The organism is Comamonas sp. SY3, assembly GCF_041730275.1.
GTDB classification, from domain to species: Bacteria; Pseudomonadota; Gammaproteobacteria; order Burkholderiales; family Burkholderiaceae_C; genus Comamonas; species Comamonas sediminis.
Window position 1 is genome coordinate 136,749 of the sequence record NZ_JBGTYN010000005.1, and the last position, 13,324, is coordinate 150,072.

Genomic DNA, 13,324 nt, shown 5'->3' on the forward strand with positions numbered 1-13,324 from the left:
ACCGCTCCAGCAACGCAGGCAGCGCTGGGATGGTCTGGCGCCAAGCGGCGCGCAGCATGGCCGCCTTGCTTTGCTGCAACTGCTGTAACTGGGGCAGCAGGTCAGTGTCGATGGCGCCTTGGACGTTTTCTTCCAGGCCAAGCTGCGGCTTCAATCCAGGCGGATGCCGCGCTCTTTGATCAGCTTGCCCCAGCGCGCCAGCTCCTGCTGCAGGTGCGTGGCCAGTGCCTGGGGCGTGCTGCCGATGGGCTCGGCGCCTACGCTTTCCAGCTTTTTGAGGGTATCGGGCTGCTGCATCGCGCCGTTGAGCACCTGGTTGAGGCGCGCGACCACCTGGGGCGGTGTGCCGGCTGGCGCAAACACCGCAAACCAGGGCGATACCTCGTAGCCGGGCAGGCCGGCTTCGGCAATCGTGGGCACATCGGGCAGCGCGGAGGAGCGCTTGGCAGTGGTCACACCCAGCGCGCGCAGCTTGCCCGACTGGATATGGGGCCGCGCCGAGGTGATGCTGTCAAACATCAAGTCAACCTGGCCGCCCAGCATGTCGGTAATGGCCGGGCCGCTGCCTTTGTAGGGCACATGCATCAGCGCCACCCCGGCGGTAGAGGCAAACACCTCACCGGCCAGATGGATGGAGGTGCCGTTGCCAGCGGAGGCATAGCTGAGCTTGCCGGGGTTGCGGCGCGCATGGGCCAGCACATCCTGCACCGATGTGTCGGGGCTGCGGGCGGCATTGACCACCAGCACATTGGGCACCACCGCCAGCAGGCTGATGGGCGCAACGTCCTTGACCGGGTCATAGGCCAGCTTGGCGTACAGCGCCGGGTTGGTAGCCATGCCGATCGAGGTGATCATGATCGTGTAGCCATCGGCAGGTTGCTTGGCGACATAGTCGGCGCCGATATTGCCACCGGCGCCGGGCCGGTTCTCGACCACAAAGGGCTGGCCCAGCTCGCGTGCGGCTCTATCACCTAAAGTTCGGGCAATCACATCCATCGCGCCACCCGGCGGAAAGGGCACCACCCATTTGATGGGCTTGGCCGGCCAGGCGGCATCGGGTTGTGCCATTGCCGCGCCTGGCAGCGCCAGCGCTGCCAGCAGCAGGGCCAGGGTTCTGCGTTGCATGGTCATCTGCGTTTGCCTGTCTGCTTATCGGATGGAGGAGGGGTGCTTGGCCAAAGGCGTCACTGTTATCTGCATGTAGGGGAACAGCGGCAGCTGGCTCAGCGTGCTGTGCAGCTCGTCGTTGCTGGCTACATCGAAGACGCTGTAGTTCGCATACTCGCCCACCACACGCCACAGGTGCGGCCATTGTCCGGATTCCTGCAGCTGCTGCGAATAGGCTTTTTCCGCAGCCTTGATGCGCGCGGCCTCTTCGGCGGGCACGCTGGCGGGGATGTTGACGACCATATGAACGAGATAGAGCATGGGTTTTTTCCTAAGGAGCGATCAAACGGCGGGGCGCACGGCAGCAACGACGACCTGGGGCGCCTCTTGCTTGCCACGGTAGTAAAGGATGAAGAAGCCGATCGCGAGCGCCGCCACCAGGCCCGGTACGGCAAATACCAGGAAGTTCATCTGCAGCGGCAGCGCTGCGGCCATCAGCCAGCCGCCCAGCAGCGGGCCCACAATGGCGCCGGTGCGCCCGACACCCGAGGCCCAGCCCAGCCCGGTGGAGCGGATGGCCTGTGGGTAGAACTGGGCGGTGTTGGCATACAGCAGTATCTGCGTGCCGATGGTGGTGGCGCCGGCTATCGCGATCAGCAAGTACAGCACCGGCATGGGGCTGTTGAAGCCCAGCAGCGCGATGGCCACGGTGCCCAGCGCAAAGAAGGCCAGCACCACCTTGGGCAGGCTGAAGCGGTCCCCCAGCCAGCCGCCGGCAATGGCGCCGACGACGCCGCCAAAGTTCAGCATCAGCAGGAACGACAGGCTAGACCCCAGGCTGTAGCCGGCCGTCGCCATCAGCTTGGGCAACCAGGAGCCCAGTGCATAGACCATCAGCAGGCAGCAGAAGAAGGACAGCCAGATCATGAAGGTGCCCATGGCGCGGCCCTTGAGGAACAAATCAAGCATGGGCACGCCTGCGCCCTTGGCATCGGTCTGCAGCAAATGCACATCGCTGCCCAGGGCTACACCGGGTGCTACCTGCGACAGCATCTGCCGCGCCTTGGCCTGCTGGCCCTGGCGCAGCAAAAAGCCCACGGACTCGGGCAGCTTCCACAAGATCAGCGGCAGCAGCACCAGCGGCAGGGCGGCGGCCAAGAACATGGACTGCCAGCCAAAGCGCGGCAGCATGTAGATGCCCAGGCCCGCGCAGAGCACGCCGCCCAGCGAGTAGCCGCTGAACATCAGCGCCACCAGGGTGCTGCGGGCGCGCTTGGGCGCGTATTCATTGATCAAGGCCACGGCATTGGGCATCAGTCCGCCGCAGCCCAGACCGGCGATAAAGCGGAAGATGCCAAACTCGGTCGGCGAGGTGGCAAAGCCGCTCATGAAGGTGGAGATGCTGAACAGCACAAAGCTGATCGCCACGCCCTTTTTGCGGCCGATGCGGTCGGCCAGCGGACCAAAGATGAAGGCGCCAAACATCATGCCGAACAGCGCATAGCTGCCCAGGGCGCCGGCCTGCACCGGCGAGAGGCTCCACTCCTTCATCAGCACCGGCAGCACGGCGCCGTAGATGAACAGGTCATAGCCATCAAACACCAGCAGCAAGCCGCATAGCAGGGTGACCATCCAGTGGAAGCGCGTAAAGCGGGCGTTGTCTATGACTTGGTTGACGTCCAAGGTTGTCATCTCTGTCTCCTTTTATAGGGGCTGGGGGGTTCAGCCCGGTTGGGCTGCATGGGTCGGTATCACTGCAATGGCCTTGATCTCCACGATGTAGCCGGGCGCGCCGCCCAGCATGTGCGCGCCCACCGCCGTCCAGGCGGGAAGCGGGTCACTGCGCAAGAAACGGTTGCGCACCTGCATGAACAAAGGCAGGTCGCGCATATCGGTGTGGAAGCTGGTCAGATCGACCACATCGGCCAGGCTGGCGCCTGCGGCCTCCAGCACCCGCTGCAGGTTGGCAAAGGCCTGCGTGATCTGGGCTTCGCGGTCTTCGACCAGCTCCAAGCCGGGCGTGCGGCCGATCTGGCCGGATACATAGACGGTCTGCCCGACCCGGATGGCCGGGGCATAGCCGATCTGCTCGTACACCGCCTCCATGCCGGGCGGAACAATGGCTTGGCGATCAGTCATGGTGTCTCCTGGGCCCGCGCATTGCTGCAGCCTTGCAGTGCTGCGCGGGCGCGGTTTTTCTTTTTTAGCGTGGGTAGGGCGGTCGGCGGCGGGTCAGCAGCTCAGCCGTTGTCGCCACCGGCTACAGGCAGCACCGCACCGGTGATGTAGGCCGCCTCGTCGGAGGCCAGAAACAGGATCGGGCCGACCTGGTCATCGAGGCTGCCGTAGCGCTTGAAGTAGTTGGACTCGGTCACCTGCTGCACGGCCTCGCGCATCCAGGCCTGCTCCTCAGGGCTGTCGCCTGCGGCATTGCGCGGCACACGCCGGGGCGGCGCATGGGTGCCGCCGGGGGCCGAGGCGACGACGCGGATGTTCTGCGGTGCGTATTCCATCGCCAGCGACTGCGTCAAGGCATTGACGCCGCCCTTGGCCGCCGAGTACGGCACCCGGCGAATGCCGCGCGTGGCGTTGGACGACACATTGACGATGGTGCCGCCGCCGCGTGCCAGCAGATGCGGCAGCACGGCATGGCAGGCGTACAGCGTTGGCATCAGCGAGCGGCGGATTTCTGCGTCGATCTGCGCGGGCTCGAACTCGGCAAAAGGGCGCATGCGGATCGCGCCGCCCACGCCGTTGACGAGGATGTCGATGCCGCCAAACAGCTGGCTCGCCCGCGCCATGGCGGCCTGCGCGCCTTCGTAGGTTTCCAGGTCGGCCACCAGGCCAGCGGCATTGGCGCTGCCCGCCTCGGCCGCCACCTCGGCGATAAAGTCGGCCCGGTCGACCAACAGCACTTTGGCGCCTTCAGCCACGGCGCGCAGCGCCACGCCCCGGCCAATGCCCTGGGCCGCGCCGGTGACCACCATCACCTTGCCGGCAAAGCGTGGGTAGCTTGCGGGGTGCAGCGGCGCGTTCATGCCAGGGCCTCCGCCACGGCGGCCACCGGCTGGGTGGGCGTGAACTTCTCGTAATGGAAGTGGGCGGGCACTATGCCTTCGGCCTTGAAGTGCAGCTGCACGGCATCCACCATGGGCGGCGGGCCGCAGAGGTAGACATCCACATTGCCGCCATGCAGCGCCTGGGCGGGCAGGTGGTGGGTGACATAGCCCTGGCGCTCATGCCCGGTTTGCGGATCGGCCACGCAGGTGCTGAAGGTAAAGCCCGGGATCTGCAGCGCATAGGCCTGCAGGCGCTCGACCAGTACCAGGTCTGCATCGCGCGTGACGCCATAGACCATGTGGATGGGCTGGGTTGCTCCGTTGCGGGCCAGCACCTCCAGCATCGACAGGAAGGGCGCGAGACCCGTGCCGCCCGCCAAGAACAGCAGCGGCCGCGTGACTGCACGCAGGTAGAAACTGCCCAGTGGCCCGGTCATCTGCAGCGGCTCGCCGGCGCGGGCGCCCTGGAGCCAGCTGCTCATCAGGCCGCCCGGCACCTGCTTGATCAGGAAGCTCATGCGGCCATCGCCGGGCGCGGAACTGAACGAGTAGGACCGGTGCAGGTTGCTGCCCGGCACGCTGATATTGACGTACTGCCCGGGCAGAAACGCGGGTGCGGCGTCTGCCACATCCAGCACCAGTTCATAGGCGGCATCGCCAAGGGGCTGCACCGCGCTCACCGTGGCGCTGAACTGGCCGGTGCCGGTCTTGCAGGCGGTGGAGGGTACCGGCACCGCGATCACGCAGTCGGACTGCGGCACCATCTGGCAGGTCAGCACCAGGCCTTGGCCGGCCTCGTCCTCGGTCAGCGCGTCGTCGATGTAGTCGTCGCCCAGGTCGTAGGTGCCGCTTTCGGCCTTGCACTTGCAGGTGCCGCAGACGCCGTCCGAGCAGTCCATCGGCAGGTTGATGCGGTTGCGGAAAGCGGCATCGAGCACCTTCTCATGGGCGCCGCAGTCCACAAAGCGGGTGACCCCGTCCTCAAAATTCAGGGCAATGCGATAGCTGTTCATGCTGGTCTCCTGGCGTGTCAAATGTGGTAGACATCAATGACCTGGCGGATGTAGTCGTTCTTGAGGACGATCTTCTTGCGGGCGATCAGAAAGCTGCCGGCCACTTTGCGCAGGGTCAGAAAGACCGTGCCGAAGAAGTGATCGGTCTGCTTGTAGCGGTGGCTGAGCGTGTGAAAGTTGTAGCGCAGCTCCACCGTATCGGCCTGCTCGGCCAGCACTTCCACATTGGTGATCATGTGGTTGGTGCGTGGCTCGGGCATCGAGGCGCTGGAGCGCTCGGTCTTGATGCGGAAGACCCGGTCCTCCAGCCCATTGCGGTTGGGGTAGTAGATCAGCGAGATCTGGCTGTGCGGGTCGTCGGTGAGCTGGTCATCGTCGTCCCAGGCGGGCATCCAGTACTCGGCATCGGGCGCGTAGAGTGCGAGCCAGGGCTCCCATTCGCGGTCGTCCAGGTAGCGGGCCTCGCGGTACAGAAAGGCGCAGATGGCGCGGTGGTCTGCCGTGTTGCTGTGGCTGTCGTTGCTCATGGCTGGGCTCCTGCGCGCTCTTGCTGCACGGCCTTGCGCATGGTCTTGGCCCAGTAGTCGTGCTGGCAGACAAACAGGCCCTCGTCCTCGCTGCGCTCGCCGCTGAGCAAGGGGCGCATGCCCATCTTCTTCGCGTTCTCGTCGGGGCCCTCGATCCACAGCGGCGCGCCACGGCTCATGTCGTTCCAGCGCACGGCGCTGCCGGCGTAGCCTGCCTGGCAGGCGCGGAACTCTTCCAGGTCGTCGGCCGTGCCCATGCCCGAGACATTGAAGAAATCCTCGTACTGGCGGATGCGGGTGGCGCGGTCTTGTGCGCTTTCGCCCTTAGGGCCAAAGCAGAAGATGCTGATCTCCGTCTGGTTCACGTTCAACGGGCGGGCCACGCGGATCTGCGTGCCGAACTGGTCCATCAGGAACACATTGGGGTAGAGGCAGAGGTTGCGGGTCTGGCGCACGATGAAGTCCGCGCGCTCCTGGCCCACGCGCTGGGCGAGTTCCTCGCGCTGGTTCCAGATCGGGCGCACCTCTGGGTTCAGGGTGTTGGTCCACAGCAGGATGTGGCCGTTCTCGAAGCCATAGACGCCGGCGACCGACTTGCTCCAGTTGTTGGCATCGGTGGCCTTGGTGCCTTCGGCATTGCGGCGGCTCATCGTGGCCGCATAGTTCCAGTGCACGGAGCTGACGTGGTAGCCGTCGCAGCCGTTTTCCATCTGCATCTTCCAGTTGCCGTCATAGATGTAGCTGGAGTTGCCGCGTAGTACTTCCAGGCCTTCGGGCGCCTGGTCGACGATCTGGTCGATGATGACCCGGGTCTCGCCCAGGTAGTCCTCCAGCGGCTGCACATCGGCGTTCAGGCTGCCAAACAGAAAGCCCCGGTAGTTCTGGAAGCGCGCCACCCGGGTCAGGTCGTGCGAACCGTTCTTGTTGAAAGTGATCGGGTACTCGGTGGTCTTCTCGTCCTTGACCTTGAGCAGCTTGCCGGCGTTGCTGAAGGTCCAGCCATGGAAGGGGCAGGTGAAGCTGCCCTTGTTGCCGTGCTTCTTGCGGCACAGCATCGCTCCCTTGTGTGCGCAGGCGTTGATCACCGCATGCAGCTCGCCTTGCTTGTCGCGGGTGATGATGATGGGCTGGCGGCCGATCGACGTGGTGTAGTAGTCGTTGTTGTCGGGGATCTGGCTCTCGTGCGCCAGGTAGACCCAGTTCGACTCGAACAGGTACTTCATCTCCAGCTCGAACAGCTCGGGGTTGGTGAAGATGTCGCGGCGGCAGCGGAAAACGCCGGCGTCCTTGTCGTCTTGCAGTGCCGTATCCAGCAGCTGTTCGACGGCGCCGAAGCGGTCGGCAGAGGCAATCGTGGTCATGGTGAGGTCTCCTGGGGGTACAGCTCCGCCTCGCAACGCAGAGTGCGGCGCGACAGGCAAGGGGCGGGAGGATGGGTCTCGGGGCTGGGGCACTGCCTGCTCGGCAGTACCCCGCCTGCGGTGCGTCAGGCGATCAGGCTGCCAGGCGCGGGCGGTCCACGATCTGGTTGTCGACACCGTCCACCAGCGCGCTGAGCCGGATGTCGAAGACGATTTCTGCAAACGGGCCGCTCAGACCGTGGGCGCGGATGCTGGCCTCGTCGCTGCGCTCGGTCAGCGGCGGCACCAGGCCTTCGCGGGTGGCGTAGGCAAAGTCGTCAAACACCAGCGGGTCGCCATCGATGTTGATCTGCGTGGTGAGCTTGCGGTGGCCATCGGCCGTGACGAAGAGGTGGATGTGCGCCGGGCGGTTGCCGTGGCGGCCCAGCTGGTTGAGCAGGGCCTGGGTGGGGCCATCGGGCGGGCAGCCGTAGCCCATGGGCACGATGCTCTGGAATTTGTAGCGGCCTTGCGCATCGGCAATGATGGTGCGGCGCATGTTGAACGGCTTTTGCTCGCCGGTGGGATCGAAGTGCGAGTAAAAGCCCTTGGTGTTGGCATGCCAGACCTCGACCTGCGCCCCGGGCAGCGGCTGGCCATCGGCGCCGTAGACGGTGCCGTGCATGATGAGCGTATGGCCGGCGGTATCGCTGCCGTCATCGAGGCGGCCATGGCCGTGCACCACGGGGGCGCCTGCCACGTAGAGCGGGCCTTCAATCGTGCGCGGTGTGCCATTGGCCACGCCCAGCGCGGCGTCTTCGGCGTCCATGCGCATGTCAAAGTAGCGGTCCAGCCCCAGGCCGGGCGACAGCAGGCCGGCCTCGCCGCGCGCACCGAGCTGGTTCAGGTAGGCCACGCCGGCCCAGTATTCGTCGGGTGTGATATCCAGGTCCTCAATGGCCTTGAACAGGTCGGACAGGATGCGGTGGATGATCTGCTTGGTGCGCGGGTTGCCACCGTCCTGGTTGAGGCCGCTGGCCAGACGCAGAAAATCCTGCACGTCGGGGGTGTGGAAGATAGGGGCGCTCATCGTAGTCTCCTTGTCATGAATTCTTGGGGTCAATCCGTCTTTCCGTCTATGGGCGGCGTCAGGCGGCGGCTGGCGCGGCGACCGGCACGGTGATGCTGCCGCGGTCCCTGCGGAAGTGCCGCACGCGGTCTTCATCCAATGTGATGCCCAGGCCCGGTGCCGTGGGCACTGTCAGGTGGAAATCCTTGTACTCCAGCGGCGTGGCCAGAATCTCTTCGGTCAGCAGCAGCGAGCCAAACAGCTCGGTGCCCCATTGCAGCGCGCGGAAGGTGGAGAACGCATGGGCCGACGCGATGGTGCCCACGCCGCCTTCGAGCATGGTGCCGCCGTACAGCTCGATGCCGGCAGCATCGGCAATGGCCGCCACCTGTTGCGACGCCTGCAGCCCGCCCGATTGCTCTGTCTTGATCGCAAACACATCGGCCCCGGCCGCGCGTGCCAGTGCCAACGCGGAGGCCGGGCCGGTCAGCGATTCATCGGCCATGATCGCAATCGGGTAGCGGCCTTTGAGGCGGGCCAGTACATCGGCGCTGGCCACCGGCTGCTCGGCCAGCTCGCAGCCGGCATCCACCAGACCGGCCAGGCCGTGGTGCGCTTCCAGCTCGCTCCAGGCCATGTTCACATCAACCCGCACCGAGGCCAGATCGCCCAGCGCCTTCTTGATGGCCGCTACGTGGGCCACATCATCGCGCACCGCCTTGCGGCCGATCTTGAGCTTGAAGATCTGGTGGCGGCGCGTCTCCAGCATGCGCTGCGCTTCTTCAATGTCGCGGCCGGTGTCGCCCGAGGCCAGCGTCCAGGCGACGGGCAGGCGGTCACGCAGGCGGCCGCCGAGCAGCTCGGACACCGGCAGGCCGGTGCGCTGGCCCAGCGCATCGAACAGCGCCGTCTCGACCGCGCACTTGGCAAAGCGGTTGTCGCGGATGGCCTGGTTCAGCCGCGCCATCAGCGCTGGCACGCGGTTAGCGTTGGCGCCCACCATCTGCGGCACAAAATAGGTGTCAATGGCCAGCTTCATGCCCTCGGGCGATTCGGCGCCATAGGCCAGGCCGCCAATGGTCGTGCCCTCGCCAATGCCCACCGTGCCATCGGAGCACCGCACGCGCACCAGCATCAGGGTCTGGCCGTTCATCGTGGCCATCGACAGCTTGTGGGGGCGGATCGTGGGCAGATCGACCAGCAAGGTCTCCACCTGTTCGACGACAACGGAGCCTGCTGCCGTATATGCCGCAGGTCGGGCGCTGTCTTGGTGCGGGTGTGTGTTTTGCATAGGTGGTATTGAACGACGCAGGCCCGCACTTGATCCAACACCAAATTTGTCTTGTTTCATACCTTGCAGGTATGGTGATGGGTTTGAGTATTAAAAAACAATGACTTAAAATCGCTGCATTCCCATATCTATGGTTTTCCCTGATGGATCTGCGCCATATCCGGTATTTCGTGGCCGTGGCCACTACCCGCAACTTCACCCGCGCGGCTGAGCAAATGCATATCGCGCAGCCGCCGTTCAGCCGCCAGATCCAGCAGCTGGAGGACGAGCTGGGCGTGCAACTGATCCAGCGCAACAGCCGCCCGGTGCGCCTGACCGAAGCAGGGCGCCTGTTTTATGAGCAATCGCTGCAGGTGCTGCAGCGGGTGGACCAGATGAAAAGCGCGGCCCGCCAGGTGGGGCTGAACCAGCGCCAATCGATCTCGATCGCCTATGTGGCCTCTACCTTGTACGGCGGCCTGCCGATGCTGGTGCGCATGTTCCGCAAGCGCTACCCGGATACCGACGTGCACCTGGTGGACATGGGCTCGATCCAGCAGATCCAGGAGCTGCGCTCGGGCCGCATCGACCTGGGATTTGGCCGTATCCGCACCAATGACACCTCGGTCGCGCGCACCGTGCTGCGCGAAGAAAAGCTGGTGCTGGCGATTGCACCGGGCACCCCGCTGGCCGCCGACACCGGCCGCATCCGCCTGCCCGCGCTGGCAGGCCAGCGCCTCATCGTCTACCCCAAGGACCCGCGCCCCAGCTTTGCCGACCATGTGCTGGGCCTCCTGCATGACCAAGGCATACAGCCCGCCGAGGTGCATGAGGTGCGCGAGCTGCAGGCCGGCCTGGGCCTGGTCGCCGCCGAGATGGGTGTCTGCATCGTGCCCGCAGCGGCAAGGCTGCGCTCGGACCTGGTCTACCGCCTGATCGACGACGAGCGCGCCACCTCACCGATCATCCTGAGCCACCGTGTCAATGACGACTCCTGGTACATCGCGGCGATCAAGGAGCTGACGGCCGAGATGTACGCGCAGAACCCGCCCTGGCTGGATTTTGAGACGAATGCGTTTCCGGCGGGGGATAGCTATGGGCTTGCTGGGAAGCGGTGAGAGGCTTGCCGAGCTCTTGGCGTCTCAGTTGCGGATGGGGCGAGTGAGCGCTTTGTCTCTTCTCAAATTATTGCGATGATCGTAGAGACGGGGCGTTGATGAATTGGATGGCGGTTAGCGACCCAAGACCGACGCTCACGCTTTCGCAAAGCAGCCATTCATCGCCAGCTTTGTCTCATCAAAAGCCAAGCCACCCGAACTTGGCCCGGCGATGCTTTGAGGTGCAGGCGTTCAAGCACGGGCAGACCTGTTTCTCCAACGGAAGCCCAAAATGCTCAGCACGGCAATCAGATTCAGCAGCCCGACACCCCAAGCTCCAATGGAAGGGACCGGTGTAGCCGCAGTTGGCGTAGCCGCAGCCACCATGCCGGTAAACACTTGGCTGGCAGTAGCGGCGGCCTTGGTGGTGATGGACATCCGCTGGGATGTTCCACCGCCATCTGCAACGGTTATCAAGGTGCTGTAACTACCCGCAGACGTGGGTGTTCCCGTCAGTAAACCAGATGCTGACAGACTCAATCCCGCAGGCAATGGCTGTGCAGCATCGGCTGCAGACCATAGGTAGCTTCCGCTGCCACCAGATGCGCTCAACTGCAGGTCCGAGAGCGCTTGCCCGACTTGCAAACTGCCGAACCCCGTCGTCGTGATGGCCAAACTGGAAACGCAACTCACCGCCACATCACTCACATTGCTGACCCCCATCGTGCCGCTGCCTTGACTCACAGTGCAAGTCTGCTCTGCGGGCTGGCTCAACACAGTCACCACATAAGCATTGCCGTTGGTGACTTGGGTAGCAAAGGTGAATACACCATTGGCATACACAGTCAGGTTGTCACCGCCATTGTTTTGCAAGACCACCGATTTGCCGGTTGCCAGGCCAGACACGTTGCCACCGACTGAACGGGGCAAGGCGGAAATCGAGTCTGTATCGGTTGCACTGTTGTTCCCGGGATTAGGGTCTGTCACGCCTGCGGGAGCTGCCACCGTTGCGGTATTGCTAAGAGTGCCTGTTGCAGCGGCAGACAACACCGCACTGGCCGTGTAAGTGACGCTGCCCCCGGCGGGAAGGTTCACCGTATCGTTGATGTTGCCACTGCCCGCTGCGGTACAGGTTCCTCCACCCGCTCCGACACAGGTCCAATGAGCGGTCAGGCTTGCGGGAAAAGTGTCTGCCACTGTTGCGCCAGCGACATTGCTCGGGCCCATGTTGCTGGCTGTGATGGTGTAGTTCACACTGCCACCCGCCGCCACTACGGTCACGCCGTCGGTGTTGGTGATCGACAAATCTGCACTGCGGACGATGGTGTCAGTATCGGTCGCACTGTTGTTCCCGGGATTCGGGTCTGTAACGCCTGCGGGTGCCGCCACCGTAGCGGTATTGCTGAGAGAACCTGTCGCAGCGGCAGATAACACCGCGCTGGCCGTGTAAGTGACGCTGCCTCCGGCGGGAAGGTTTACCGTATCGTTGATGTTGCCGCTGCCCGATGCCGTGCAGGTGCCTCCACCGGATCCGGCGCAGGTCCACGTTGCCGTCAGGCTTGCGGGGAAAGTGTCCGCCACGGTCGCGCCGATGGCATCGCTTGGGCCTGCATTGCTGGCTGTGATGGTGTAGGTCACGCTGCCACCCGCGATCGCCGTCGTCACACCGTCAGTTTGGGTGACACTGAGGTCCGCCAGCGGCACAAAGCAGACTGTCGCATCATTGAGCGTGGGTGTCAGCGCGGTGTCTGCCGAGGCCAGATAAGCCTTGTACTTCAGATATCGAAGCCCGTTGAACTGCGACAACGATGAACCGGAAGTCTGGAAATACGTATCAGCAGTGCCATCGGGCCCGACAAAATTAAAGGGGCCCGCAGGGTTGCTGGAGCCCGCCGCTTGGAACCCTACCGAAGTGTTGGCCGGGGCGATGGATGTCCATGTCAGCGCGTCCCAATCGGTGGCTGCGCCAGCGTCTTTCAGGCTCGAGACAAGGTTGCCCGACGAGTAGCCTTGGTCAATGTAAATCTTGAAGTTGTAATCCCTGGTGGTGTCAGTGCTCCAAGACGTACCACTGTTGGTCGCAACTACGCGCGTGCCGCTGGAGTAGGTGCTGGGAGAAGACCGGATCCAGAAATAGCCGCTCCCAGTCGGTGCCGATACGGGACGCAGAACCAATGCATACTGCGCTCCGGATGTCAGCGTGGGGGGAGTGCCAAAGGTCGCAGTAAAACTGGCTGTCGTACCACTGGCGAATGTGGTGCCAGGGATGGTTGTGTTTGCGAGGTCTACGCCTGTCGGGAGTCCGGCACTTGTGGCACGCACGGAAAGCATGAGGTCGGGAGGAGAGGCTCCGCAACCATTGCAGAAGAGCTGAACCTCGGCTTGGGTGAGCCGGCCAGTCATTCCTGAGATGAAGGTTTGGCCAGTCCAGTTGGATGCCCCAAAACCTGTGCCAGTCGTGGTTCCTTCAGTGTTCTGTTGGTCGATAACCAGCGCGTGCGTCAGTGTTGCGTCTCCGGGGCTGGTGTTGAGATCAACGTTTGTTGGCACGCCAGCCAGGAAATCCGATTGGGTGGTATCGGCAAGGCAAGTGGCCCCCACAGCCGAGTGGGTCAGGGGAACATAAAGCACCATTCCCAGCAAGCCGAGCAACATGGGCATAGCAGCGCTCCGCACTGTTTTGTTGAGCATTCCCCTATGCAGCCGCTGAAGACTCAGCACACCAAGTTTCTTGATTGCATCCATGATGCCCCCGTCAAATGTAGAAAACCACGAATTGCATCGCAGGCAAAAGCAATCAGACGCACGACGGTGGGCAAAGCTGAAAAGAGCCGGACATAGG

12 protein-coding genes are annotated in these 13,324 nt (G+C 63.9%); 1 reads left to right on the forward strand and 11 read right to left on the reverse strand.

All coding sequences use genetic code 11. From position 1 onward, the window contains the following. Positions 1–150: 150 nt before the first annotated feature. From ACCQ08_RS08865 to ACCQ08_RS08910, 10 genes are all read right to left on the reverse strand, one after another. Positions 151–1,131, reverse strand: coding sequence for a tripartite tricarboxylate transporter substrate binding protein (locus ACCQ08_RS08865; protein WP_373449544.1), 981 nt, complete (start codon positions 1,129–1,131; stop codon positions 151–153). 18 nt (positions 1,132–1,149) lie between these two features. Then, positions 1,150–1,428 carry a muconolactone Delta-isomerase gene (gene catC, locus ACCQ08_RS08870; protein WP_373449545.1) on the reverse strand — a complete coding sequence of 93 codons (279 nt, stop codon included), beginning with the start codon at positions 1,426–1,428 and terminating at the stop codon, positions 1,150–1,152. A 21-nt stretch (positions 1,429–1,449) separates the two neighbouring features. Beyond that, positions 1,450–2,799 carry an MFS transporter gene (locus ACCQ08_RS08875; protein WP_373449546.1) on the reverse strand — a complete coding sequence of 450 codons (1,350 nt, stop codon included), beginning with the start codon at positions 2,797–2,799 and terminating at the stop codon, positions 1,450–1,452. Positions 2,800–2,829: 30 nt separating this feature from the next. Next, a complete protein-coding gene (locus ACCQ08_RS08880; RefSeq protein ID WP_373449547.1) occupies positions 2,830–3,246 on the reverse strand; it encodes a RidA family protein in 417 nt (138 codons plus the stop codon). 101 nt (positions 3,247–3,347) lie between these two features. Further along, the gene (gene benD, locus ACCQ08_RS08885; protein ID WP_373449548.1) at positions 3,348–4,145 is read right to left on the reverse strand and encodes a benzoate diol dehydrogenase BenD; all 798 of its coding nucleotides are present in this window, start codon (positions 4,143–4,145) and stop codon (positions 3,348–3,350) included. Beyond that, entirely contained in the window at positions 4,142–5,179 is a 1,038-nt protein-coding gene (benC, locus tag ACCQ08_RS08890; RefSeq protein ID WP_373449549.1) for a benzoate 1,2-dioxygenase electron transfer component BenC, read from the reverse strand. The genes benD and benC overlap by 4 nt, the downstream gene beginning before the upstream one ends. A gap of 17 nt (positions 5,180–5,196) precedes the next feature. Beyond that, entirely contained in the window at positions 5,197–5,706 is a 510-nt protein-coding gene (gene benB / locus ACCQ08_RS08895; RefSeq protein WP_373449550.1) for a benzoate 1,2-dioxygenase small subunit, read from the reverse strand. Next, positions 5,703–7,067 carry a Rieske 2Fe-2S domain-containing protein gene (locus tag ACCQ08_RS08900; RefSeq protein ID WP_373449551.1) on the reverse strand — a complete coding sequence of 455 codons (1,365 nt, stop codon included), beginning with the start codon at positions 7,065–7,067 and terminating at the stop codon, positions 5,703–5,705. The genes benB and ACCQ08_RS08900 overlap by 4 nt, the downstream gene beginning before the upstream one ends. A gap of 133 nt (positions 7,068–7,200) precedes the next feature. Continuing rightward, positions 7,201–8,136, reverse strand: coding sequence for a catechol 1,2-dioxygenase (catA, locus tag ACCQ08_RS08905; protein WP_313333061.1), 936 nt, complete (start codon positions 8,134–8,136; stop codon positions 7,201–7,203). Positions 8,137–8,194: 58 nt separating this feature from the next. Then, entirely contained in the window at positions 8,195–9,406 is a 1,212-nt protein-coding gene (locus tag ACCQ08_RS08910) for a muconate/chloromuconate family cycloisomerase (RefSeq protein WP_373449552.1), read from the reverse strand. A 143-nt stretch (positions 9,407–9,549) separates the two neighbouring features. Between ACCQ08_RS08910 and ACCQ08_RS08915 the strand changes: the two genes are divergently transcribed. Beyond that, positions 9,550–10,503: a LysR family transcriptional regulator gene (locus ACCQ08_RS08915; protein WP_312461214.1), complete on the forward strand. Its 954-nt coding sequence runs from the start codon at positions 9,550–9,552 to the stop codon at positions 10,501–10,503. A 231-nt stretch (positions 10,504–10,734) separates the two neighbouring features. On the opposite strand, the gene ACCQ08_RS08920 is transcribed toward ACCQ08_RS08915, so the two are convergent. Further along, positions 10,735–13,227, reverse strand: a complete 2,493-nt coding sequence (locus ACCQ08_RS08920) for a DUF11 domain-containing protein (protein ID WP_373449553.1) — start codon at positions 13,225–13,227, stop codon at positions 10,735–10,737. Positions 13,228–13,324 lie beyond the last annotated feature (97 nt).